The sequence below is a fragment of the Candidatus Kapaibacterium thiocyanatum genome, assembly GCA_001899175.1.
Taxonomy (GTDB): Bacteria; Bacteroidota; Ignavibacteria; order Kapaibacteriales; family Kapaibacteriaceae; genus Kapaibacterium; species Kapaibacterium thiocyanatum.
The window spans coordinates 1-23,337 of record MKVH01000024.1; the positions used below are offsets into that span (position 1 = coordinate 1).

The window sequence follows — 23,337 nt, forward strand, 5'->3', positions numbered from 1 at the left end:
GAAAACGTAACGTCAAACATTTCCTTGGCCGTATGCAAGTCTCTGGCCTTATCGGAGTCTACCCTAAAGAACTCCCAACTCCGAAACCTCCTGTAAGCCCAGTAAAACTGAACGGAATCATTGGGTTGGGTTCTTGATATGGACAACGTTGAGAGTCCTGCGAATGCCATCAGGGATGGCGAAGCAAGAAATAGAATTGCGATCATCAAGAATCGTTAGGCTTCACAGGAGAAGAACTCATGGACGATGTTAGAACAGAAGGAGACCTTGTGGAAAACAGACCGACCAATGAGAACACCTCGATACATGCCCTGTATGAACAGGGTCAGAAAATTCTTGATGGACTACAGGCTAGAGCCGACAGACAGGAAAGGAAAGCACAAGTTATTATCGCTGCTGTCGCTCTGCTTACGAGTGCGTCGATGGCGGCCATACCATCGACGATCACTTCAGGCGGATGGTATATTGCCTTTCACTTGGTGCTACTAGCGATTCTCATCATCGCCGTCCTTTCCATCTACCATTGCATCAAAGTTCTTGATCTTCGACCGTACAAGTATGATTACAATTTTGAGGGTATGTACAAAGCTCATTGGGATGACACAGAGGATGCCTTCAAACGACAGATCATTTCAAACTTGGGGGTGACTATCAGGGATCATGTGAATACATTCGAATCTAAAGCCACTGACCTGAAGAAAGCCATTGGGCTTTTGAAGTGGTTGGCGGCAGGGCTGTGTATATTCGCATTGTTTCGTCCACTCTATGGCAGAGTTCTACATTCATGAGGGTCAAACCCTCACAGACATCAAGTTCAAGCTCGCACACATTGTGTGCAATACATGCGGATCATTTATGTCGTTCGACACTAACGTGATTGGTCTTTTTGATCCGATTGCGGGTCCTTCTGAAAATCCACCGAATCCTTGAATGAGACGGGAGCACAGAATTCTACAGGAACTTCGAACCTAACAGGTGCCCGAAAGACGACAGGTACTGAATACACGATTTCCTTGGGCAGTTCGAAGTACGGTGACGTACCGTTGTCGGGTTCAACACTGATACGTGACACTGTAGGTTTTTCTGACGAAGTGGCCATGATCGTTTTCCTATATGATAGGACAAATGGACGTCTTACTATGTAAGACGTCCATTTCACTGAAGAACTGGGTGTCATGAGCATTAGAATTGGGCCAAGTGGTCAGATACACGGGGACATCAAAGTGCCAGACTTTTTGATATTTTGCCGTTGTGAATCTACAGCATATAGAATAAGACTACTTAGTGGGGGCATCGTTATGAATGACCTTCAAAGACGGAAAGCTCAAGAGCGTCTGCGATCTGTCGTGATCTTTCTGTTGCAGAATTGCCAATCAATGACCAAGACCAAACTGCTTAAGCTGCTTTGGCTGGTTGACTATAACCACGTTCTGGAGACAGGACTTACTATCACTGGTGAGTCCTATCTGGTCGAACAACATGGTCCCGTTCCCGAAGCTGTATTCCGTAATTGGCCACGTTCTATTCAGCCATTTGCAAAAAGCAGGACTGAACCGGCATATGCAGACTCGTACCCGGCAGAGTACGTTGAGCTGGTTGAAGGTGCCCAGTTTTCGGATTCACTATTCTCAGACTTTCAAATGGAGTTGTTAGAGTCTATCGTGGAGAGATATGGGAGTATGACCTCCACAGTGCTGGAAATGATCACCCACTACGGTGATGATTATCAGAACAACCCTGTTGAAACTCCGTGGGCACGTGCTGGTGGCTTGGCGAAACAATACTCAAGACGCATCACCCCAAGCGATATGCTAAAGGGAAGCGAATATGAAAAGCACATACTTGGAATCCTATATGGAAGTGACGACGAATTATAAGGATTAATCCTATGCTAAAAGTAGGGACAGTCTACGTTCACAATAACTACCTAAAAACTGACGAAACGTATGGAAGGAAATTACTTCTGTGTGTTGGTCATACTGAGGATGAGGTAGTTTTTGTTGTTGCCACTTCTCAGCCCCATACTCGACCAGAGAACGTCGGTTGCAACCATACGCATAAGTTCCCACACTACTTTTGTGCAGAATGTGCAGGTAACTTTTCAAAGTCAACATGGCTTGATCTAGGTACAAGTGGTTTCTATGAGGACTACAGGGAGGTTGTTATCTCCCAGATTGAAAGTGGGACTGTCATGCCCCTCTTTAGCATCAAGGACCTTCCCGATATTCTTAGTTGCGTAGTGAATAGCAAGCATATAAGAAAAGAGCATCGTAAAATCGTTCAACAGGCATTCGCCACATTTGCACCTCCGGTTCACGGAAAGTAAGCTGCATTCAGTGCATCTTTCCCATATGCCTGTCCATTATCCTAATCAAGTCCGATCTCGGAGTTCGGCCTCTCTTCCAAGGTGAGTTCAGGACTGATCCATACAGAATTCGCCGGGGTACTATCTACTCTCAAAGATGCCGCATCAGAATGTAGAACCAAGGACTTAGCAGAAATGTTGTTGTAAGTCTATGGGAATCAACGAATCAAACTGATACGGTACCGTCGGGCTGTTTCGCCCGGGCCTATTCCGGGGATATTCCGGGTCAACGGGCCGATCGGGGATGCCGGATTCCTGGGATGGCGGTCATTTCGGAGATGTGACGAAAGGTCCGCTCCGGGCTCCTTATCGAGCGGGCGGCAAAGCCCGCTTCGTTCGCCGCTCGATCCGATGCCCGTGATTCCGATCCAATCCCGGTACCACCATGAGAATCTTCCGAACCCTCTTCATCGTCCTTCTGCTCACCGGATACGAGGCCTTCGCCCAGTACGTTTCCGTACGCAGGATTCGGATGCCACAGGTGCCGATGATGGCGGGATGGCTGGTGCAGTCGGGGGGGCCTGTGCTGGGCAGTGTCGAGTCGGACGCTGGCCATATGGCGGGAGGAGCTGCAGACGTGGGACATCTGCATACGATACACCGGGTCGAACTACATGGTGACGTGCGCTCCGGGAGAACACTCGGGAACTTCGACAGTGATGACCGTGATCGGGAGGTTACCGAACTGGACGCTCGATACGACGTCGTACCGATACGACCGGGTCCGGGAATCATGGGAGAAGATGACGAATCCACTGGGCTCGGAGGATCGCGTCGTTCTCGCGAATGGAGATATCCTCTCGCTGTCGAATCGCCGTATCGTCCGGCGGACCGCTTGCAATGGCGTCAGCATGGCATTCGGTCCGGACAACGCTGTCGACAAGATCCACCACCTCTCGGATGGAAGCATCCTGGCATACATCCGGCGCGGACCCGATACCGTATCGTCGGCAGTCTGCATGTCGACCGATGATGGTGCGACCTTCAGTCCGCATCCGGCGTTCGAAGGTCTCGACGATAACCTTCATTTCGTGGTGGAAGGTGCCGACCGTGTCCTGATCGCTACGGCTGCCGAGAAATTCCTGAACGTCGTCGGTGATACGGCCGTCGTAATCCCGCCACCGTACGAAGAGACGGCCGCACCGTATCCGGACCTCGTTCCCATCGCGCATGACGCGTCCCGCTTCCTTGCCCTGAATGCCCGATGTTGTCCGCAGGATGCCGCTCTCTACGATCTCGATGCGAAACGATGGTATGGACTGACGTTCTCGACCGGTGAACGCTGCAGGCCCAGGTATGCAGCGATGGCGATGAGACGGTCCACTGGGACGGTCAGGCCTTCGTGATACGACATGCCGGAATATCCGATGGTGTGCGAATCGCCGTGTACGATCTCACCGGCAGGATGATCGAGGTCGTATCGACAGTGCCCGTCCGTTTCGTCCCGGTAGCACCGCTGCCTGCAGGACCGTATATCGTCGTCGGAACGGCGACGACACTCGTACTGGTGCATGGTCGTTGATCGCCTGTCGTTCGATGGTCCTGGAACATGAGTTTACTATATTCCCGCTTACTTCCACGTGATAGTTATCTGTAGTAGTGCATCAGTAGTGCATCAGTAGTGCATCAGTAGTGCGTCGGTTCTTGCATCACTAATCTTTCGGGGTGGTTATGAAGATCGTTGTCCGTTGTCTTATGGTAGTCGCCATACTGGCGGTCGTCGGAACACATGCGAATGCCCAGAACTGTCTATGCCAACCTCCGGTTCCCGCCTGCCCGCCGCCCGATGCGGCATGTCCCGGGGCAGCCTGGACGAATGGTTCGCTGCTACTGGCCGTACCCGTGGGTACGGGAACATGTATGGCCCAGATCTATTTCTGCAGCAGGAACATCACAGGCACGCCGTGCGGATACGGAGTGCCGTATGGAGTCAGTTGCGAATACAAGCTGACGAAGGTATGCTTCCCGAGCGATTGCGAGGTCGATTGTCAATCGTTCGAAATGAACAGCATCCTGCAGAACGTGATGCTCGAGGTAGCGAAGGTCAATCCTCATGGGCACTTCGTTCCTACCGCGACGCAGTGGAACGATCCGAATTCGAACTACAAGACCGTATGGAAGTTGAGCTTGCCGGCATGTTTCCAGTGCGAAAGAGAACCCGGAACCAACTGCCTGACCGTGACACCGTGCGACAACAACAGTTGCTACAAGTGGTACGAGGCCTACACGTGCGGTCCGGCATGTCCTACGGCCGTACCCCTGTGCCCCAATCCCTGTCCTGGAGGAAAGCAGTTCCGTTATGTTCCGGGATCGACGGGCAAGACGACCGGTGAATGCCAGAATCCGATGCAGTGTATCCTCTGTGGATATTGATGCCGTGAAGATGTAATGACGGCCGGTATATCGGCTCTTTCGAGAGATGGTGTACCGGCCTTCCTGTACGGACGAGTGAATGGCGCGATTCCCGATCAGTTTCCGGATGCCGAGACATGAGTGCCCTCCCAGTTCTGCTTGCCGTTCTTCTGTTCACCCGGATCGACGCGTCTGCCCAGTATGTTCCGGTACGCAGGATTCCGATGCCGGTGGAGCCGATGGGGATCGGAGCGTTGGTGCGGTCCGGGACGTCGTGTTGGGCAGTCAGTTCTTCGACGGCTCTTGTGATGTGGAGAGAAGAACGGCAGAAATGGGAGGCCTGTGCGCGATACAGTATGTCGAACTATGCAGCAGTGGTGGCACCCGGAGAGCACTCGGGACTGTATGTCCTGCGATCCACACAGGAGGTGGATTACGTCGATTCGCTGGGTCAGGTCCGCGTTATCGGGAGCGTCGATCGGATACGGCCACTTCAGGCAATCGTTTCAATACCAGGAGGATTGCTTCTGGAGGCAAGCGCGACACCGGGTACGAGGCGTCTCTTCTCTTCGGTATTCATCGACGGAGAGCGGAAGAGTCTCGATACGCTTCCGGTCAACGCACCGGAGTCGGTACGGCTGTCCTACGTTTCGGCCTGTTCTTCCGCGATGATGACCGTGATCGATCGATTGCCCGATGGGAAGCCGGACACGGCATCGTATCGATATGATCCTGTCGATGGATCGTGGAACAGGATGACGCATGCGTTCGGCTCGGCGGAACATATCGTGCTTGCGAACGGAGGTATCCTTTCGATATCGAATCGCCATATAGTACGCCGTAGTGCTTGTGATGCTGTCGATATACCTGCCGGACCGGACAGAGCGGTGGACAAGCTCCTTCGTCTGGCCGATGGCAGGGTCGTGGCATACGTTCAATCCCAGGTTGATACCGCTGCGCCATTGGTCTTCGTATCTACGGATGACGGCGCAACCTTCGCTCCGCATCCTGCCTTCGACGATGTCGATGGCTACATCCAGGGTGTGGCCGAACGTGCCGACGGCGCCCTCATCGCAGCGATCGGCAGCCATCTTCTGCGGATTCTCGATGATACGGTCGTCGTGATACCATCTCCTGTCGTGGAAACGGGCCTGTCCTATCCCGATCTCGTTCCCGTTCTGCATGGTGCATCCCGGTTCTTCGCTCTCCATACGCAATGTTGTCAACGCGAGATGGCGCTCCATGATCCCGATGCGGGGCGATGGTATGGACTGACGTTCGACACCGGCGAGCGGTGCAACCCGCAGTACGTCTATCCCTTCCGATCCTTCACGATCGTGAACGATCAGAGTACGACGGGCATTCTCAGAGGTATGGATACGGTGGCGACGGTCGTCGAGGACACGAGCGGCAAGGCCCTGATAGGGGCGGCGTTGCAGGCCATCCAGTTGGCGCCCGACACACTTCTCCTCTTCGCGAACAAGTTCTGGTATACGGTCGATGTCAGGACGGCGACGGCCACGGTCATGGAGACCGATTGGCCCCGCACCCAGCAAGGGTATACCACCGGGCCAGTCGGTCGAGTCATCCTGGGCTCGCAACCGCGCCGCATCGTGGTGGGAACCACGGAGGCGTGGAACATCGGCACCGATTCGCTCACCACCGTGGTCGACCGGTACGGAATCCTGATGTCGACCGACGAAGGAAGGTCCTGGATGATGTCCAATGAAGGGATCGGCACGGACATCTACTGCTGGGCTATGGAGCATCGGGGGGATACGATCTACGCTCTCATGAGCTATGCTCTTCATCCGACGACGTATACGCAGGCGAAGATGTACCGAAGTGATGATCAGGGGCGTACGTGGAGATTCGCGAGCCTCCTTCCGGTGGAGATCCGGAACAGGATGCGCATGTCGATCGCATCCGACGGTACGCTGTACGTAGGCGGACGTGGGTTGGTGCAAAGCACTGATGGCGGCATCACGTGGCAGTTCGTGACGGGATCGTGGGAAGAGACCGAGCTGCCGACGCATGCCATCGTCCATGGCGATCGTCTCATCGTAGCGACGGACCGCGGGCTCTATATCTCGATAGATCCGGTCCTGTCGGCGAAGGACGATCCGACATCGGATGTCGGTGGACAGGATGGAGCCTACTGGGATGGTCAGGCCTTCGTGATACGGGATACTGGGGTGTCCGACGGGCAGCGGATCGCCGTCTACGACCTCACGGGCAGAATGATCCACGTTGTACCCACTGCTTCGTGCCGCTTCGTGCCTGCCATGCCTCCGCCTGCAGGGCCATACGTTGTCGTCGGCAGGACGACGACGCTGGTTCTCGTGCATGGCCAGTAAGCTCGTTCATCCTATGCGGAATACGGGTATTTGCTATATGTTCTTACTTTCATATTGAATAATATTGTGCCGTCGAGGGGATGGAGATACGTGTTCTGATGTCACGAATACCAAGGGAGTAGGTTATGCGCAAGATTATCGTCCGTGCGGGAGTGATCGTTGCAGCATCCTGCACCGCACTGTCGTTCCTGTTCGCGGTACCGGTCTGCAACGGACAGGAAGGGGACAGGGTGCAACGGTTCTTTCAGGAACGGGTCGAGAATACCTTCCGTGCCTTTACGGATCCGACCGCGGCTGGCAGATTCAGGGAGATATGGTTCCAGCTCGCACAGTACAGCGGCAGGTCGTATCCGGTCTTCATTACCGATGTGTCGAGCATCGGACGGGCACTGCCCAATGGAACCGTGATCATCGACTATGCCGTATTCGGACACCGGGATCAGGAAGTGACGGCATTCTGGATGGCACACGAGTATGCCCATCAGGTTCTTGGCCACGTGACCCCGCATCTCGTGAGATCCGGTACGCAGGTCTTTCCCGTGTACAGCAGCGGACGCGGTACGGAGAGCGAGGATGCCGCCGATCGTTGGGCTGCGGAATTCCTCGTCCAGCATAGCTACGATACGGAGCCCGTTGTCGCCATGCTCGACATGCTGCCCGATATGCCCGGGGACTATCAGCACAGCAAGAGCGACGTCCGTGCCGCGAACGTCCGGAACGCAACGGATGAACCGGATCCCGGACATGACATCCGGATGTCCATGTGGGATCGATTCCAGGGAAGCCTTGCAACCTTCGGACTGTATGTCGACGGCGAAGCCCAGGGCCTTCTCAGCAACGTTCCCGGTAGTGTGAATCTGTCGACGACGATCGACGGAATCTCCGCGGGCAAGCATACGTTCGAATTGCAGAACATCATCATCTACAGGGCGATGGGAATGTCGCTCCAGGTCGTGACCCAAGGTCATTCGTGTTCGGGAACGTTCACGGTTTCCACCGGTGGAAGCTATCTCATCTCCCTTTCGGTGACGCCGATGGGCACACAGTGCAACGTGGCGCAACAGCGATGATCGCATCGGGCCTTCATGACTCGTAGCTGAGATACGATGTCTGCAGGCCTGTCACGTACCCGCATTCCGACGGACGTTACTCCAGGAACCTTCGCCGTTCCTTCGGAGTCGGCAGGCGGCATGTATCGCGTTCGCCGAACCACCGGTAGCGATTGCGGGCGACGATGCGGTAGACGATGTTGCGGACGAAGGCGGGAATGACGAGCAGTACGGTTCCTGCCCGCCATGGCCAGTCAAGATATCTGCACAGACGGAGGATGCCCGTGCTCTCGGTGTAGATCCGGTCGTTCTCGACCACGTAGATCGTCGTCGGTGCGTGATCGATGCCATGTCGTGCCAGGAGTGTTCGCCCTGCTTCCGACTGGAAGGAGGTGAACATCAGTGACTCCGTGCGATCGTGGCGCATGAGGAAGTCCACGCTGTGATTGCAGAGCGTGCAGACTCCATCGAAGACGACGATGACGGGTAACATTTTCGGCATGGGGATTGTTAATCAGGAAGAACAGCAACGATTCATTCACTGGTACCAGGAGGTACCCGATGGGCACGCTGAATCTTGAACTCTTTACCAAGGCCGGGCATGACCTTGAATCGAGTCAGTACAGGATCCTTGCAGGGATCGCATCCGTACGCAGCGATTTTCATCACAGTCGGCTGTATCCGACCCTTCCCGATCTGATCGAACTCACGTCGATCCTGGAAACGATCCGGCAGCAGGGCGAACACTACAGACGTAATCTCCCGAAAACGATTACGGGTGTGGACCTCGAAACGAAGACCCTTACGCTGGACGCGGTTCCCGCCGATCAGGAAGCGGTGGAACACCTCTTCACGCTGATCATGTGGGCCCTGCCGTCACTGAAGCTGCTGGTCGAGGAAGGTACGGCGATGTTCGACTTCGTGAGCCAGCACATGTCGCTCGACATCGTCGGCATCATGCCAATCTACAAGGACGAAGGGTACGTGATGATACCGGACCTGCGGACCCAGATCTTCCATATCCTGCGCTATGAACTGGCGCTGTTCACGGCCGAGCAGGAACAATACCGTGCGATGCGGACGATCGAAGTGGAGACGCGGGATGCACGCTACGTCCAGGAGGCGCCAGAATCGATCAAGCTCGAACTCGTGCGTGGCCATCGTGATCTGCCCAATCCGGCAACCTATATCTGCGATACCGATCTGGATTTCCCGTTCGAGGAAACCATCCTTCCCGTAGCGAAGCGGAAGTTGATGAGACATCTTATCTCGTAACACGTCGAGACGAACGCTCTATGGATTCCTTCGCAGCACGGCGCAGTAGAAGCCGTCACCGGAGTGCGGAGCATTGTCGGGCATCGAGGCCCATTCGCTCTCGAGAGTGAACGGAGACTGGTCGAGGAAGGTACGGATCTGGTCCGGGCCTTCCTCCGGAAGGATGCTGCACGATGCATAGACGACGAGACCGCCCGGCTTTGCGCAGTTGGCACTGCGTCGCAGGATGTCGCGCTGTAGCGATACCAGTTCGCCGATGGATGCATCCGTGAGGTGCCAGGGAATGTCCGGATTGCGTCGCAGTACGCCCGTTCCCGAGCACGGGACGTCGACGAGGACGCGGTCGGCCGTTTCCGCAAGGCGTTTGACGGTCTTGGTGGATGTGATGGCGCGAGGCTCGACGATGGAGACGCCTGCGCGTGCGGCTCGTGAACGTAACGTCGACAGTTTCTCCGCATAGGGGTCGAGGGCGATGATACGTCCCCTGTTGCCCATGAGGGCGGCCATATGCAGCGTCTTGCCTCCATTTCCTGCGCAGGCGTCCACGACGCGCATGCCGGGTGCAAGGTCCATGGATAGCGCCACGCGCTGCGACGATATGTCCTGTTGCTCGAACCAGCCGTCACGGAAGGACTGTCTGCGATAGAGTCCGAAAGGCCGTGCGACGACCAGGCAGTGCTCGAGTTCGGTAGGCTCGGCGCCTGCATCCCGCAATGCGCGCAGCGCATCCCTGTCCGTCGTCTTCAGGGTGTTGACGCGAATGAAGACGGGTGCTTCCGATCGCAGTGCTTCGAGAATCCGCGTCGCCTTGTCGCCGTATGCCGCCCGGATACGCTGACGCAACCACTCGGGCATGGTTCGTACGGCTTCGACGATGCGGGATCGTATATCGGCCGCCGTGTCCGCGTCGGGGCGATAGGCCGTGAAGAGTTCGTCGATGACCGTGGAGAGATGTCGGCCGTTCCGTGTTACGTCGGCGATGGCCCGGCCTATGTCGTGGTCGAGTTGTGTCACGCTGCTCAGGTGTTGATCGTCAATTGTTGTGTCGTCGCATCGAACGTCGATGCGAAGGTTGGCAGGTCGGTGGCTCTGCCTCCGCTGAAGGGCTGGCTCAGAACCTTGCCGTCCGTGCGGGAATAGGTGGAGCCGTGGCATGGGCAGATGCACGGTTCCGCCGGGTCATGAGGGATATCGACGACGCACGCTTCATGGGTGCAGATCGAACTGAAGACGGCGAAGGCCGTGGGCGAAATGCGCGAGATGAAGACCGGGCCGCCGCTGTTGAGGCCGCTGATGGTACGCTGGACGATGCCACCGGGCTGTTCCAGTTCCGTGACCCCCTGGACGAGGAAGGTGACTGTCTTGCCGCTGGGCGAGGGTGCCTGTTCCGTGGTTTCGCAGGACGTGAGGATGCTGGCGACCGATCCGGCGCACAGAACCAGTCCTGCCGAAGCCGCCGCCCGCTGGAGGAACAGCCGTCGTTGCTGGCGTTCCATGTCGAGATCGATGTCGTTCATGGTTCTATTCGCTGATGGTGATCGAACGTGACGTCGTGTCGAAGAGAACGGCGACATGACGCAGTTCGGTGGCGCCACCCGAAGGAGGCTGCGTCGCGACCGTACCGCTTTCCGTGCGGTAACGCGTACCGTCGACCGGGCAGACGAGATAGTCGCCACCAAGCTGGAGATTGACGCTGTCCTTCGTGCACTGTGCACGATGAGCCGCGAAGAAGTTCGTCGTGATCCGCACGATGGCGATAGGCCTGCCCTTGTTCATCCCCGTCCATGATTTCAGGACGACGCCACCGGGAACGTTCAGTGCGGGCTCGGCATCGACATTGAACATGACGATCCTGGGCGCGCCGTCGTCCTTCGGTGGAGTGATGGTCACGTCGTCCTTGCTGCATGCCGCGGCGAGGATGGCCAATGCCGATAGTGCTGCGATCGATGATGCCCGTTTCATGGTGTCCTGTTCGAAGATGTGCGTGTCTTGCGGCGGCTCCACAACATTCCTGCGATGATGCCGACGGTGCCCATGCCGAGGACGAAGCCGAAGCTCTTCGGCAGGGCGGTGATCGTCGCATCGTCCGGCAGCAGGCCGAAGCGCGGGTCGTCCACCCATGTCACTTTCTTTTCCGTGGTGCCGAACAACTCGTCCTTGACCAGCTCGGTTACCTGTTTCCTGTCCTTCGTATACCATTCCATTCCGTCGGAGATCCATTTCCCACCTGCGATGAGAATGGCCAGCACGGAAACGATGATCAGAATGCGTGGTCCCATATCGCGTCCCCCGTCAATAAAAGATGTGTAGCTGAACGTTCCAGCGGGTCGTACGCCCGTCGAGCATCGTATCCCAGATCCGATACTCCGGACGCAGCTCGACGTATGGAAGGACGAACAGTTGTGCGCCGAGGACGGCGCTGTAGACGACCGCTTCGTCGGCCGCCTGGGCGAACGTCGTGGCTCCCCGTTCCCACCGGGCATAGAGCAGGGCTGGAGACCAGACCTGCCACATGAGTTCGGCCATGAAGTTCCTCGATGTCTGGATGTCCTTGCGCGACGTCTGCGTGTAGTCGAGCATCAGGGCGAGGTTGTCGGTAAGTCCTATCCCTGCGAAGGAGTTCACGATGGAGAAGCCGCCGTTGACGAGGAGGCCCGTGCCTACGTACATGTTGAGCTTGTCGTCCAGAGCGCGCGGCCAGAAGATCACGCGTCCGGTCAGTGTCGGTGCCGATCCGCTCACGGCGCTATGGCTGTGCGTTCCGTCGTTGAGGCGTACCTGCGACAGTCCTTCCGAACCGAAGATGCCTGCCTGGGCCGTGAGCCAGAGCGGTGTCTCGTAGGTGAACTCCGCGCCGAACTCGGACCAGTTCGGCGCGAGGTAGGTCTGGCGCGCCGTGGACGTCACGTACGAGTAGGGGAACATGGTATGGTCGTCGTACCGCATGCCGACGCCGGGGCGGAAAAGACCGACGCGCAGTGAATATCCCGAGGAATCGGGGTAGATGATGGCGCTGAGGTGACCGTCGCGTTGTCCGGGAAACCGTGCCGTCGAGGTGGCTCCGCTTTCCTTGCGCAGTGCGGCCAGGTTGTAGCTGCCTTCGATGGTCAGGGCCTTGATGGGGGTGATGGCGGCGTAGAGTGCGGCCTGCATCGGAAACGTCGTGCGTTCCGCCGAATCTCTGTAGAACGAGCGTGTGTTCTGCAGGCGCATGTCCATGCCGAGGGTGAGCAGGCCATCGAAGAACGTGTTCGAGTCGTCGCCGGCGAAGAGCGCCTTGAGGGGCTGGGCGTCGCGGGGAATCATACTGACGTCGTTCCAGCTATACCATCCCAGCTCGCTGCGCAGACCACCGCCTGCCGGGGCGACGTGGCAGGCCGAACAGCGGTTGCCGCTGAGGAGGGAATACTGCGGAATGGCGAATGCCGTGGCGGGCGTGACGATGGTGAGGATGACGTAGACAAGGTGGATCGGCAAGCGTCGAAGTCGTATCACGGTTCACCATGATCGTTGTACAAGATAGAATTCAAGAACCGTCGTCGTTGATGCACCTCCGTCGGCCGGCGTGAAACGGCGTGTCTGCCGTTGTACGATGACGCCGATCGACGGTGAGAACAACTGTTCGTCCTGAAATACCGTGCGCCCCGTCGAGTCCGATGTGCTGGTGGACATCCGGACATGTACGGCGGGCAGATTGCCCGTTACGGTGCTGACGGTGCTATCGAGTGAGATGATGTGATAAATGTTACTCTCGACGCTTCCGAGATAGTCGCGATAGAGGAAGGTCGTGCCCGTGCGCAGTGGTTCGGCGAGGCGCCGGCGGCCGACGGTATCGGACATCCGTTCGTAGACGACGAGCTGCGAAGCGTCGGCGAACTGATAGGTCGTATCGGTCTGGAGCACGCTGCCGCCGGTCGATGCCATCGTTTCCCGCAGGACCATGACGCAGCGGCGTCCGTCCGTACTGCGTACGAAGGCGGTGTCCAGCACCGTATAGCGATAGGCCGAGCCCATGGTCGTCGTCTGCTCACCGGTGGCGGTGATATTGACGGTTCGATACTGCAGGGTATAGGAGCTGCCGGGCTGGCGGAGGAAGAGGAAGCTGCGGACGTTCCAGTTCCTGTCGGACGGAGAATCGGGGACGGGATTCGTGGACGAGCTGGAGCAGGCCGCTGCGACGAGGCAGATGACCAGGGCGGCCGATATCACCGGGAGGGCGTGCATGGGCGCAATATGCGCAACAAACAACGCCGGGCATATGCCCGGCGTTGTTTCGGATTCCTCATGCGGCCGATGCGTTCTACTTGAGCTTGACGCTCGCGATGCAGCGCTCGAAGAGCGGCAGGTAGACGTTCTGTTCGGGCTTGTACCAGTTCACGGTCACGCGGTACATCTTGTTGCCCTTGACCGTGAAGTATGCGCGGCTGCCGATGTTGGCGGCAGGATTGTAGCTGAAGTAGTAGGCCTTGGCTCCGCCGAGCGTCGTGCCCGTCGCACTGCCACCACCGTACTTCGCCTTGTTCTGTTCGATGATCTTGTCGAGGTTGCTCTGCTTCGACGCATCGAAGACGTCGACCTGGATCGTACAGTCCAGACGCGAGCCGGCGAAGCTGACGGAGGACAGCCCCGAGCTCTGCGCCTTGGAGCCGTTGAAGTTCTGGGGAATCTCGATGGCGAAGTCCGGCGCGTTGTAGGAACGCAGGGTGTCGGACGGCGGCTCGGGGCCCTTCGGTGCTGCGGTGTCGACCTTGGGCTTCAGTTCGACCTGACGCCGTGCGATCTTGACGGAGGCGAGGATCTCCTTGAAGTCATCCTCGTAGTCGCCGTATGTATTGCCGAAGGCCGCGAACGTCACGACGGTCACCACGGAGTCCTGCTCGGCGAAGTACGATTCCGACTTGTACTTGCCGTCCTCCTGATCGAATTCTACCGTGAGCTTCTGCGCAGGCTTGCCGCCGAGCGTGGCCGACGACTTGATGTAGCGGTCCAGTCCATCCTCGAATTGCAGCTTGCTGTTCTTCACGAGCGTATCGAGCGTCAGCGCGCTGTCGACCGGTATGGCACGCAGCTCGATCTTGCATCCGCCTTCGCCCTTCGAGAAGTTCAGGAAGCGGCTGCCGATGGTGGGAGTCGAATGCACGACGACGAGCTGGCCCGGGAGGGACTGCTTGTGCCATCCGTTGGGCAGTTTGATTTCGAACTGACGGACCTCGTCCTTGTAGAGAGTCAACCCGTCGATCTTGACGGACTCGGCCTTGCGGGCGCAACCGGCAACAGCGAGTGCCACCAGTGCCGAGAGCCCGAGCAAGCGAAGCATGGTCATGGTATGTGAACTCCAGATGGGATAATGAATGATCGTTTCGTTCAGTTGTTGATGGCGCCTTCGATGATCCAGCGCCGCATGCCCTGATACTGGTTCGACGTCACGCGATCCAGTACGGCGATCGAATGCGGGATCCGCCTGTCGAGCACCTGGATGATGAGGCTTTCGTCGGGCTTGCCGGGTACGGCCAGGTTGGGACGGCTGGTGAACATCACGGACGTATAACTGGTGAGCCGCACGCCGCCTGCCGGGCTCGCATCTCCATGACATGCCGCGAACCCACATGACAGCGTGAGGAAGGGCTGGACGTGTCGGAGATAGCTGACGCCACTGTCGGGAAATACGATATCCTGCGGATTCGTGATCGTATTCGTCGAACATGCCGACGCACCGAGCAGGATCGTCGAAACCGCGACAAGGATGACGGCCAGCCACCGGATCATGGATAGCTCTCCTCGGGACCCGGGAACGCATGTCCCCGAACGTCGGCCACGTACCGTCCGACGGCCGTACCGATGGTGTCGTGCAGCTCGGCATACCTGCGGACGAAGCGCGGGCGGAATTCCGTGCTCATGCCCATCATGTCCGTCCAGACGAGGATCTGGCCATCGCACGAGGGTCCGGCTCCGATGCCGATCGTGGGGATGTCCGTGATCGCCGTGATGTCGGCGGCAAGCGTGGAGGGAATCTTCTCGAGGACGATGGAGAAGGCGCCCGCTTCCTGAAGGGCCACCGCGTCGCGCTTGATCTGATCGGCTTCTTCGGGTGTCGTACCGCGTTCCTTGTAGGATCCGAACTGATGGATGCTCTGTGGCGTCAGCCCCAGATGGCCCATCACGGGAATCCCGGCCTCCGTCATCATACGTACGGCCTCGATTACCCGCGCTCCACCCTCGAGCTTGACGGCACTGCATCCCGTCTCCTTCATGAGACGGCCTGCGTTGCGGAAGGCTTCCTGTGGACTGACCTGATAGGTCATGAAGGGCATATCGGTAACGACGAGGGCCCGTGAGACCCCACGGAGAACGGCCTGCGTATGGTAGATCATGTGCTCGAGCGTCACGGGTAGCGTCGTGTCGTGACCCTGGACGACATTGCCCACGGAATCGCCGACCAGGAGGACGTCGATACCGGCATTGTCGAATAATTCGGCCGTCATGGCGTCGTAGGCCGTGAGACAGGCGATCGGTGTCCCGGTCCGTTTCATTTCGATCAGACGACGCGTCGTGACCGTTCTACGCAAGGTTGGGGTTGCAGACATAAGGGCAAAAGTACAGAATGACCCGAAGAACAAACATTTTCGACGATCGGCATACGGCGATGTTATGATTTCAAAACGTATCGCCACGCATATTCCGGTCAACACGCCTCCAAGTCGTTAGATTCGCAGGATGTTTTCTCCCGTTACCTCGCTGACAAGGATGGCCGTCGAGGCCATGTCGGGCCAATATGTCTATTTCGTTTCCGACGTTCACCTGGGATTCGGATCCCGCGACCGCGACCGGGAGCGCGAAGCCCTGTTGCTGCGGCTGCTGGACCGGATGTCGTCGAATGCCGCCCACCTCTTCATCGTCGGTGATCTCTTCGACTACTGGTTCGACTACCGTACCGTGATTCCCCGTGGTCACGTGCGGACCCTGGCAGCCCTGGCCGGACTCCGCGAACAGGGCCTGCCCATCACCTACCTCATGGGGAACCATGACTTCGGCCACTTCACCTATTTCCACGAAGAGCTCGGCATCACCGTCGTCACCGGCGACGTGCATGCGGACATCGCGGGAAGCCGGTTCTACATCGCCCACGGTGACGGCAAAGCCCATAACGACAAGGGATATCTCATCCTGCGTTCGATTCTCCGCAACCGTTTCGCACAGCGTATCTACAGGATGCTCCACCCGAATCTCGGCATCGGCCTGGCGGCTCATACCAGTCATGGCAGCCGCGACTACACGACAGCCAGGGACTTCGGTCCGGTGGACGGTATCAGGGATTTCGCCATCGAGAAGATCCACGAGGGATACGACGTCGTCGTGATGGGGCATCGCCATCGTGCGATGGAGGAGCGTCGGCCGGACGGCACCTACGTCAATCTCGGAGACTGGCTCGGAAACGACCCGACGTTCGGCATCTTCGATCCTGCCACACGTATCATGTCGTTGGGGTCGGTACACGAATACCTCCAGTCGGGCCTTGTTTATATTGCGCCCCAACAATGACACTACGACACTTCATCCCCGGCGCCATCGCGTGCATCGTCCTTCTTGCGTCCTGTGAGCTGGAGCGGAACGTCCCGAAGCCGGCCCCGCCCTCGAAAGAGCAGGCGAATGCCGCGGCCGGCGGACGCTACCGGATCAAGTCCGGCATCCTCAAGGCCCAGAGCGAGATGCCCGATATGGGCAGTTCGGGCGTGACCACGATGATGTTCGACGACTACGGTCGTCTGGAACGCAGCGAACACGATATGAAGATCGCCCAGCCGGGGCAGCCGTCCATCAATTCGAAGACCATCAACATCACGACGGGCCGGACGGTGTATTCGCTGAATCCGGCGGAACGTCGGGCCCGGCGCATGATCCTTCCCGAGGGCACGGTCGATGCGGCCTTCGTCGATTTCGAAGGCATGACGGACAGCATGATGCAGGTCCGGAACATGGTCCGCAAGGGCAAGGACACCGTCCTCGGCCGGGAATGCACGATCTACATGATCGACGACAAGTCCACCGGCATGCGGGGTACCTATCATGTATGGAACAACATCCCACTGAAGATCGATGTGAACCACAACGGCAATCGCATGGTGCTGCGCCCGATTTCTTTCGATGAGGGCACGGCCATCGATCCTGCGATGTTCACCGTTCCGAAGGACTATACCATCGTCGACATCAAGTAGTGAGGGCATGATGAAAAAGGTCGGTCTTCTCTTTGGCATGGAACAATCGTTCCCGCCTGCGCTGGTCGCCGAGATCAACAGCCGCGATGCAGGCGTCGCCGCGGAATTCGTCAAGATCGGTGGCGTGACGCTCGACGAGCTGTTCCAGTACGACGTCATCCTCGACCGCATTTCCCAGGATGTGCCGTACTATCGCGCAATGCTCAAGCTGGCTGCGCTGCAAGGGGTACGGCTGGTGAACAATCCGTTCTGGTGGAGTGCGGACGACAAGTTCTTCAACTATGCCGTGGCCAACAAGGCCGGCATTCCCGTGCCGAAGACGGCCCTGCTGCCCAGCAAGAGCCATCCGCCCGACACGACGTCCGAATCCTTCCGCAACCTCATCTATCCCCTGAACTGGGAAGAGATCTTCGCCTACGTCGGTTTCCCGGCCTACCTCAAGCCGTTCGACGGCGGGGGATGGAAGCATGTCTACAAGGTCCATGACGTCGAAGAGTTCTTCGCCTCCTACGGCGAGACGGGCGATATCGTGATGACGTTGCAGGAATCCATCGACTTCACGGAATACTACCGCTGCTACTGTATCGGTAACAAGCACGTGCACATCATGCCGTACGAGCCGCGTAATCCGCATCATCTCAGATACAAGGCCGATTTCGCGCCAACGCCCGAAATGAAGGCCATGCTGGAAGACCTCTGCATCCGTATCTGCAACATTCTCGGCTACGGATTCAATACGATCGAGTTCGCCGTGCGTGACGGTATCCCGTACGCCATCGACTACATGAATCCGGCTCCCGATGCGGAGCGAACCTCCATCCAGGAGGAGAACTTCGAATGGGTGCTGTCGACGTCGGCGAGCTATCTCATCGATCTTGCGAAACAAGGGCGAGCAACACCGTCGGAACTCAAATGGAGCCAGTTTCTAAACGGACCGGACGCACCAAGGGGTGGTCAGAAATCAAGGAACGGAAAATAGCGGCGGGGGATGAGGAGGGTGAAGCCCCGTCGTTGCACGATGACGTGATCGGTGCCCTCGGGCCTTCCGACGATCGTCTGGTCCTTGTGCTGCACCTGCAGCGCAAGCGGGCATTCCTGCACGACCTCGCGACACGCATGGATGAACTGCGCTCGGCCGATGACGATACACTGCGCCGCACCATGCTGAGCCTGACGAAGGAAATCAAGGGGCAGTTGCGGACGTTCGACAGGCTGACGCAGATCGAACGTGCCATCGCGACGCTGACCAGTAGCTTCTGCAAGCAGTTGAAGGCGGCCTATCCCGTCCTGACGTCCACCGAACTTCACGTCTGTGCTTACCTGCGGACGGGTCTGTCCGCACGACAGAGCGCGGAGCTGATGTTCGTGACGCCGAGAGCCGTGGAGAAGCACCGTCAGTCCATCCGGCGCAAACTCGGCATGGACGATCGTACCGATCTTCCGCTGTGGTTGAGGGACTTTGCGGAGCGGACGTCGTAATTTGGGTGCATGCTGTACCTAGATGGACAATCGCTGGCCCTCGAGGCCTTCGTGACGGCCGTGAAGTCGTCCGATTCAACGATCGCTCTCACTTCCGATTCGCGCCTCCGCGTCGAAGCATCACGCGATGCGGTCGAACGCTGGATCGCCGAAGGCCGTGTCGTCTATGGGATGACGACGGGATTCGGAGAATTCGCGAACGTCTTCATTCCTGCCGATCAGGTGGAAGCGCTGCAGGAGAATCTCATCATTTCGCACAGTGCGGGCATGGGGCCGCTGCTGCCGTCCGACATCGTTCGCGGCATGATGATCCTGCGCATCAACGCCCTCGCCAAGGGATATTCCGGCATCAGGCCTTCCACGCTCGACGCCCTCATCGCCATGTTCAATGCGGGTATCGTTCCTGCCATTCCGGGTCAGGGATCCGTAGGGTCGAGCGGCGACCTCGCCCCGCTCGCCCATCTGGCGCTGGCACTGATCGGACGTGGCGAGGTACTCGTCCGTAACGACGACGGATCGTGGAGAATGGACGAGCGTGAGCCGAGCGACGTCGCCTTGCGACGTCACGGTATCGAACCCGTCCGCCTCGCGGCCAAGGAAGGACTCGCCCTGATCAACGGTACGCAGATGATGTGCGCCTATGGCGCGCTGTCGCTCCATCGTGCCCGCCAGCTCATGGCCGTGGCCGATATCGCCGGAGCCCTGAGTGCCGATGCCCTGCGGGGAACGGACAATGCCTTCGATGCGCGACTCCATGCGGTACGACCGCATCCCGGACAACGTACAACTGCGCGGAACCTGCGCGAATTGATGCACGGCAGTGCCATCCGCGAATCGCATCGCGAGCACGACAACCGCGTGCAGGACGCTTATTCGATACGATGCATGCCGCAGGTGCATGGAGCCACCCGCGATACCATCGACCATGTCGCCTCCGTCATCGAACGGGAAATGAACAGCGCTACGGACAATCCGCTCATCTTCGCCGACGAAGACCGTCATCTCGAAGGTGGCAACTTCCACGGTCAGCCACTGGCCCTCGTGCTCGACTTCCTGGCCATCGCCATCGCGGAACTCGCCAACATCTCCGAGCGGCGTACCGAGCGTCTCGTCAACCATTCCCTCGGTGGACTGCCGAGATTCCTCACGCCCAACGGTGGCCTGCATTCCGGGATGATGATCGCACAGTACACGGCCGCTGCCATGGTCAGCGAGAACAAGGTGCTGGCCCATCCTGCGAGTGTGGACAGCATTCCGACGAGCGCCAATCAGGAAGATCATAACTCCATGGGCAGTATCGCGGCGCGCAAGCTGTGGAGCGTCGTCGCCAATGTCGAATGCGTCCTCTCGATCGAACTGCTGTGTGCCGCTCAGGGCGTCGATCTGCTGCGCCCGCTCACATCGAGCGAACGACTCGAACGTGTGATCGCACGCATTCGTGAGCACGTACCATTCGCCGACGAAGACCGTGTGCTCTATCATGACATGGAGAAGGTCCGCCGACTGGTTGCCGATGGAACGGTGTGCGATGCTGCAGGACTGCACGAATGACGGGCGACGCTTGGCATGCACGTACGTCGGAAGATGTCTGCATGGCATTCGACGTTTCCGTCGATGCAGGTCTGTCGGATCACGACGTCGAGCGACGTCGTCGCGAACACGGTGTCAATGAGTTGCCCAGGCAGCGCAAACAGAGCGCCTTTGCGCGTTTCCTGCAGCAGTTCCGGAATCCTCTCGTCTATATCCTGCTGATCTCGGGACTCGTCACGATCATCCTCGGTGGTATCACCGATGCGAGCGTCATTCTCGGAGTCGTCCTCGTCAATGCACTCATCGGCTTCATCCAGGAAGGGAAGGCCGTCGAGGCGCTCGAGGCTCTCGCCGGAAGCGTCGGAACCGATGCCCGCGTGATACGGAGCGGGCGCAAGCAGCAGGTCGCCGTCGTCGATCTCGTGCCGGGTGACGTCGTCGTTCTCGAGAGCGGCGATCGCGTACCCGCCGATATGCGGTTGGTCAATGCACGTGATCTCGCCATCGCCGAGGCTGCATTGACCGGTGAGTCCGTCCCCGTCGAAAAGCGCACTGGTCCACTCGATGCCGCGACCGTCCTTGCCGATCGTATCAACATGGCCTATGCGTCCACGGTCGTGACGTACGGTAGTGCCGTCGGCATCGTGACGTCGACCGGTGCGAATACGGAAGTAGGCGCCATCTCCACGCTGCTGGCCGATACGGTCATTCTTGCGACGCCGTTGACGAAAGCGATCGAACGATTCAGCAACTACCTCCTTGTCGGAATCATCATCCTTGCGGCGCTGACCTTCGGAGCAGGCTTGCTCCGTGGCGAGCCCTTCCTCGAAATGGTGCTCGCTGCCGTGGCCCTTGCCGTAGGGGCGATCCCGGAAGGACTACCGGCAGCAGTGACGATCATTCTCGCCATCGGTGTGGCGCGCATGGCGAAGCGCCGTGCCATCATCCGTCGTCTGGCCGCGGTGGAGACGCTCGGCAGTACGACGGTCATCTGCAGCGACAAGACCGGCACGCTTACGCAGAACCAGATGACGGTGGTGACCATCATGACGGATGCCGTGGTCTACGATGTCACGGGTACGGGCTATGCGCCCGACGGTCGCGTCGTGCGTAACGGTGAAGCCGTGGACGTCGCCGCGGATGCGGCATTGGACGACTGTCTGCACGTGGCCTTGCTCTGCGGCACGGCCGTCGTCGAGAACCGTGAAGGACGCTGGGATGCCATCGGCGATCCCACCGAAGCCGCTCTCGTGGTTCTGGCGATGAAGGCCGGTATGCAACGTGATGCCGAAGAACGCGATCATCCGCTCGTCGATACCATTCCGTTCTCGAGCGAAGATCAGTTCATGGCGACGCTACATCGTCAAGGCGAGACGATGCGCATCCATCTCAAGGGTTCCGTCGAAGCGGTGCTGTCGCGGTCGGTCGAGCGGCGCACGGGCGATGGCCGATCCCATGCCTTCGATCATGATGCGGTACTGGCACAGGCTGCCGACATCAGCGCGCAGGGATTGCGCGTGCTGGCTCTCGCCGTGAAGGATGTCGATGCATCGCACGGCGCTCTCGAGCGGGAGGACGTCGCCAACGGCATGATCTTCTGCGGCCTCGTTGCAATGGTCGATCCGCCGCGCGAGGAAGTCAAGGAGGCGATCCGGGAATGTCAGCGTGCCGGGATCACCGTGAAGATGATCACCGGAGATCATGCCGCCACTGCATCGACCATCGCCATGCAGCTCGGATTGTCGGGTGCAGAGAAAGACGGACGACTCGTAGCCCGCACGGGCGCGGAGCTTTCGGCGATGGACGGAGAGAGTTTCGCCCGGTCCGCCAACGACGTCGCCGTCTTCGCACGGGCCACGCCCGAACAGAAACTCAGGATCGTCGAAGCGCTCCAGGGTAAAGGTCACGTCGTTTCGATGACCGGTGACGGAGTCAACGATGCGCCCGCACTGCGTGCGGCGAATATCGGCGTGGCGATGGGGCGGACCGGAACGGACGTCGCGAAAGACGCTGCCGATATGGTATTGACCGACGACAACTTCACGACGATCGTCGCAGCCGTCGAGGAAGGTCGGACGGTCTTCGACAACCTGCTGAAGTTCATCGTGTGGACGATACCGACGAATATCGGCGAAGGCCTCGTCATCGTCGCGGCCATTGCCCTCGGTATGGAGCTTCCGATCCTGCCTGTACAGATCCTGTGGATCAACATGACGACGGCCATCATTCTCGGCCTGCCGCTCGCCTTCGAGCCGCGTCAGCCCGACGTCATGGACAGGCCGCCTCGCGATGCGTCGAAGCCGATCCTCTCGAAGGATCTGCTATTGCGTACGATATTCGTGGGAACGCTGCTCCTGTGTTTCTCGTTCTCGCTCTTCCTGTGGGAACTCGATCGGGGCGAAAGCATCGATACCGCACGAACGGCCGCAGCCAACGGCTTCGTCATCATGGAAATATTCTATCTCTTCGCCTGTCGTACGCTCGTGCTGCCGGTGCGGACGGTAGGATTCTTCAGCAACGGTTGGGTATGGGGCGGTGTTGCGCTCACCATCATCCTGCAACTCGCCTTCACGTATCTACCCTTCATGAACATGGCGTTCAAGACAGTGCCGCTCGCACTCGACGTCTGGGTAGGCGCCGTCGCAAGCGGCATCGTCGTTCTCTTGCTCGTGACCATCGAAAAGGCTCTCCGCAGGAGGATCCGCGGCTGAGCGACG

The 23,337-nt window shown here is 58.5% G+C and carries 23 protein-coding genes and 1 pseudogene; 13 read left to right on the forward strand and 11 right to left on the reverse strand.

The annotated features are described in order from the left end of the window. A pseudogene (locus BGO89_08580) lies at positions 1 to 206 on the reverse strand (hypothetical protein). 33 nt (positions 207 to 239) lie between these two features. On the opposite strand from BGO89_08580, the gene BGO89_08585 reads away from it, so the two are divergent. From BGO89_08585 to BGO89_08610, 6 genes are all read left to right on the forward strand, one after another. Further along, positions 240 to 788 carry a hypothetical protein gene (locus BGO89_08585; GenBank protein ID OJX56601.1) on the forward strand — a complete coding sequence of 183 codons (549 nt, stop codon included), beginning with the start codon at positions 240 to 242 and terminating at the stop codon, positions 786 to 788. A 510-nt stretch (positions 789 to 1,298) separates the two neighbouring features. Continuing rightward, positions 1,299 to 1,877 carry a hypothetical protein gene (locus BGO89_08590; protein ID OJX56602.1) on the forward strand — a complete coding sequence of 193 codons (579 nt, stop codon included), beginning with the start codon at positions 1,299 to 1,301 and terminating at the stop codon, positions 1,875 to 1,877. A gap of 1,147 nt (positions 1,878 to 3,024) precedes the next feature. Next, entirely contained in the window at positions 3,025 to 3,711 is a 687-nt protein-coding gene (locus BGO89_08595; protein ID OJX56603.1) for a hypothetical protein, read from the forward strand. Positions 3,712 to 4,060: 349 nt separating this feature from the next. Beyond that, positions 4,061 to 4,738, forward strand: a complete 678-nt coding sequence (locus BGO89_08600) for a hypothetical protein (GenBank protein OJX56604.1) — start codon at positions 4,061 to 4,063, stop codon at positions 4,736 to 4,738. 500 nt (positions 4,739 to 5,238) lie between these two features. Continuing rightward, on the forward strand, positions 5,239 to 7,074 hold the full coding sequence (locus tag BGO89_08605; GenBank protein ID OJX56605.1) for a hypothetical protein: 1,836 nt from the start codon (positions 5,239 to 5,241) through the stop codon (positions 7,072 to 7,074). Positions 7,075 to 7,199: 125 nt separating this feature from the next. Further along, positions 7,200 to 8,144 (forward strand): hypothetical protein, encoded by a 945-nt coding sequence (locus tag BGO89_08610; GenBank protein OJX56606.1) that lies wholly within the window; start codon positions 7,200 to 7,202, stop codon positions 8,142 to 8,144. A gap of 76 nt (positions 8,145 to 8,220) precedes the next feature. Here BGO89_08610 and BGO89_08615 read toward each other — a convergent pair whose 3' ends face one another. Then, on the reverse strand, positions 8,221 to 8,625 hold the full coding sequence (locus tag BGO89_08615; GenBank protein ID OJX56607.1) for a hypothetical protein: 405 nt from the start codon (positions 8,623 to 8,625) through the stop codon (positions 8,221 to 8,223). A gap of 5 nt (positions 8,626 to 8,630) precedes the next feature. On the opposite strand from BGO89_08615, the gene BGO89_08620 reads away from it, so the two are divergent. Beyond that, positions 8,631 to 9,398 carry a hypothetical protein gene (locus BGO89_08620; protein ID OJX56608.1) on the forward strand — a complete coding sequence of 256 codons (768 nt, stop codon included), beginning with the start codon at positions 8,631 to 8,633 and terminating at the stop codon, positions 9,396 to 9,398. An 18-nt stretch (positions 9,399 to 9,416) separates the two neighbouring features. On the opposite strand, the gene BGO89_08625 is transcribed toward BGO89_08620, so the two are convergent. From BGO89_08625 to BGO89_08665, 9 genes are all read right to left on the reverse strand, one after another. Beyond that, on the reverse strand, positions 9,417 to 10,412 hold the full coding sequence (locus BGO89_08625; GenBank protein ID OJX56609.1) for a hypothetical protein: 996 nt from the start codon (positions 10,410 to 10,412) through the stop codon (positions 9,417 to 9,419). Positions 10,413 to 10,417: 5 nt separating this feature from the next. Then, positions 10,418 to 10,915, reverse strand: coding sequence for a hypothetical protein (locus tag BGO89_08630; protein ID OJX56610.1), 498 nt, complete (start codon positions 10,913 to 10,915; stop codon positions 10,418 to 10,420). A gap of 4 nt (positions 10,916 to 10,919) precedes the next feature. Then, complete coding sequence (locus BGO89_08635) at positions 10,920 to 11,360, reverse strand: hypothetical protein (protein ID OJX56611.1); 441 nt, start codon at positions 11,358 to 11,360, stop codon at positions 10,920 to 10,922. Further along, positions 11,357 to 11,677, reverse strand: a complete 321-nt coding sequence (locus tag BGO89_08640; GenBank protein OJX56612.1) for a hypothetical protein — start codon at positions 11,675 to 11,677, stop codon at positions 11,357 to 11,359. Before BGO89_08640 ends, BGO89_08635 begins: the two co-directional genes overlap by 4 nt. A gap of 13 nt (positions 11,678 to 11,690) precedes the next feature. Continuing rightward, positions 11,691 to 12,875: a hypothetical protein gene (locus tag BGO89_08645; GenBank protein OJX56613.1), complete on the reverse strand. Its 1,185-nt coding sequence runs from the start codon at positions 12,873 to 12,875 to the stop codon at positions 11,691 to 11,693. Positions 12,876 to 12,896: 21 nt separating this feature from the next. Next, a complete protein-coding gene (locus BGO89_08650; protein ID OJX56614.1) occupies positions 12,897 to 13,622 on the reverse strand; it encodes a hypothetical protein in 726 nt (241 codons plus the stop codon). A 76-nt stretch (positions 13,623 to 13,698) separates the two neighbouring features. Continuing rightward, entirely contained in the window at positions 13,699 to 14,721 is a 1,023-nt protein-coding gene (locus BGO89_08655) for a hypothetical protein (GenBank protein OJX56615.1), read from the reverse strand. Positions 14,722 to 14,762: 41 nt separating this feature from the next. After that, complete coding sequence (locus BGO89_08660; GenBank protein OJX56616.1) at positions 14,763 to 15,164, reverse strand: hypothetical protein; 402 nt, start codon at positions 15,162 to 15,164, stop codon at positions 14,763 to 14,765. After that, complete coding sequence (locus BGO89_08665; protein OJX56617.1) at positions 15,161 to 15,982, reverse strand: 3-methyl-2-oxobutanoate hydroxymethyltransferase; 822 nt, start codon at positions 15,980 to 15,982, stop codon at positions 15,161 to 15,163. Before BGO89_08665 ends, BGO89_08660 begins: the two co-directional genes overlap by 4 nt. A gap of 175 nt (positions 15,983 to 16,157) precedes the next feature. On the opposite strand from BGO89_08665, the gene BGO89_08670 reads away from it, so the two are divergent. The 6 genes from BGO89_08670 to BGO89_08695 are packed head-to-tail and all read left to right on the forward strand — an operon-like array spanning position 16,158 to position 23,331. Beyond that, positions 16,158 to 16,937, forward strand: coding sequence for a hypothetical protein (locus BGO89_08670; protein ID OJX57320.1), 780 nt, complete (start codon positions 16,158 to 16,160; stop codon positions 16,935 to 16,937). Then, on the forward strand, positions 16,934 to 17,611 hold the full coding sequence (locus BGO89_08675; protein ID OJX56618.1) for a hypothetical protein: 678 nt from the start codon (positions 16,934 to 16,936) through the stop codon (positions 17,609 to 17,611). The genes BGO89_08670 and BGO89_08675 overlap by 4 nt, the downstream gene beginning before the upstream one ends. A gap of 10 nt (positions 17,612 to 17,621) precedes the next feature. Further along, a complete protein-coding gene (locus BGO89_08680) occupies positions 17,622 to 18,590 on the forward strand; it encodes a glutathione synthase (protein OJX57321.1) in 969 nt (322 codons plus the stop codon). 44 nt (positions 18,591 to 18,634) lie between these two features. Then, positions 18,635 to 19,090 carry a hypothetical protein gene (locus BGO89_08685; GenBank protein OJX56619.1) on the forward strand — a complete coding sequence of 152 codons (456 nt, stop codon included), beginning with the start codon at positions 18,635 to 18,637 and terminating at the stop codon, positions 19,088 to 19,090. 9 nt (positions 19,091 to 19,099) lie between these two features. Next, entirely contained in the window at positions 19,100 to 20,641 is a 1,542-nt protein-coding gene (locus BGO89_08690) for a histidine ammonia-lyase (protein ID OJX56620.1), read from the forward strand. After that, a complete protein-coding gene (locus BGO89_08695) occupies positions 20,638 to 23,331 on the forward strand; it encodes a carbonate dehydratase (GenBank protein ID OJX56621.1) in 2,694 nt (897 codons plus the stop codon). Before BGO89_08690 ends, BGO89_08695 begins: the two co-directional genes overlap by 4 nt. Positions 23,332 to 23,337: the final 6 nt, after the last annotated feature.

Coding starts and splice junctions, on each gene's coding strand:
- BGO89_08600 (OJX56604.1), top strand. CDS start 4,061: ATGGTAGTCGCCATACTGGCGGTCGTCGGAACACATGCGAATGCCCAG.
- BGO89_08610 (OJX56606.1), top strand. CDS start 7,200: ATGCGCAAGATTATCGTCCGTGCGGGAGTGATCGTTGCAGCATCCTGC.
- BGO89_08665 (OJX56617.1), bottom strand. CDS start 15,982: ATGTCTGCAACCCCAACCTTGCGTAGAACGGTCACGACGCGTCGTCTG.
- BGO89_08690 (OJX56620.1), top strand. CDS start 19,100: ATGCTGTACCTAGATGGACAATCGCTGGCCCTCGAGGCCTTCGTGACG.
- BGO89_08595 (OJX56603.1), top strand. CDS start 3,025: ATGACCGTGATCGGGAGGTTACCGAACTGGACGCTCGATACGACGTCG.
- BGO89_08650 (OJX56614.1), bottom strand. CDS start 13,622: ATGCACGCCCTCCCGGTGATATCGGCCGCCCTGGTCATCTGCCTCGTC.
- BGO89_08615 (OJX56607.1), bottom strand. CDS start 8,625: ATGCCGAAAATGTTACCCGTCATCGTCGTCTTCGATGGAGTCTGCACG.
- BGO89_08585 (OJX56601.1), top strand. CDS start 240: ATGGACGATGTTAGAACAGAAGGAGACCTTGTGGAAAACAGACCGACC.
- BGO89_08590 (OJX56602.1), top strand. CDS start 1,299: ATGAATGACCTTCAAAGACGGAAAGCTCAAGAGCGTCTGCGATCTGTC.
- BGO89_08630 (OJX56610.1), bottom strand. CDS start 10,915: ATGAACGACATCGATCTCGACATGGAACGCCAGCAACGACGGCTGTTC.
- BGO89_08695 (OJX56621.1), top strand. CDS start 20,638: ATGACGGGCGACGCTTGGCATGCACGTACGTCGGAAGATGTCTGCATG.
- BGO89_08635 (OJX56611.1), bottom strand. CDS start 11,360: ATGAAACGGGCATCATCGATCGCAGCACTATCGGCATTGGCCATCCTC.
- BGO89_08655 (OJX56615.1), bottom strand. CDS start 14,721: ATGACCATGCTTCGCTTGCTCGGGCTCTCGGCACTGGTGGCACTCGCT.
- BGO89_08660 (OJX56616.1), bottom strand. CDS start 15,164: ATGATCCGGTGGCTGGCCGTCATCCTTGTCGCGGTTTCGACGATCCTG.
- BGO89_08680 (OJX57321.1), top strand. CDS start 17,622: ATGAAAAAGGTCGGTCTTCTCTTTGGCATGGAACAATCGTTCCCGCCT.
- BGO89_08640 (OJX56612.1), bottom strand. CDS start 11,677: ATGGGACCACGCATTCTGATCATCGTTTCCGTGCTGGCCATTCTCATC.
- BGO89_08670 (OJX57320.1), top strand. CDS start 16,158: ATGTCGGGCCAATATGTCTATTTCGTTTCCGACGTTCACCTGGGATTC.
- BGO89_08675 (OJX56618.1), top strand. CDS start 16,934: ATGACACTACGACACTTCATCCCCGGCGCCATCGCGTGCATCGTCCTT.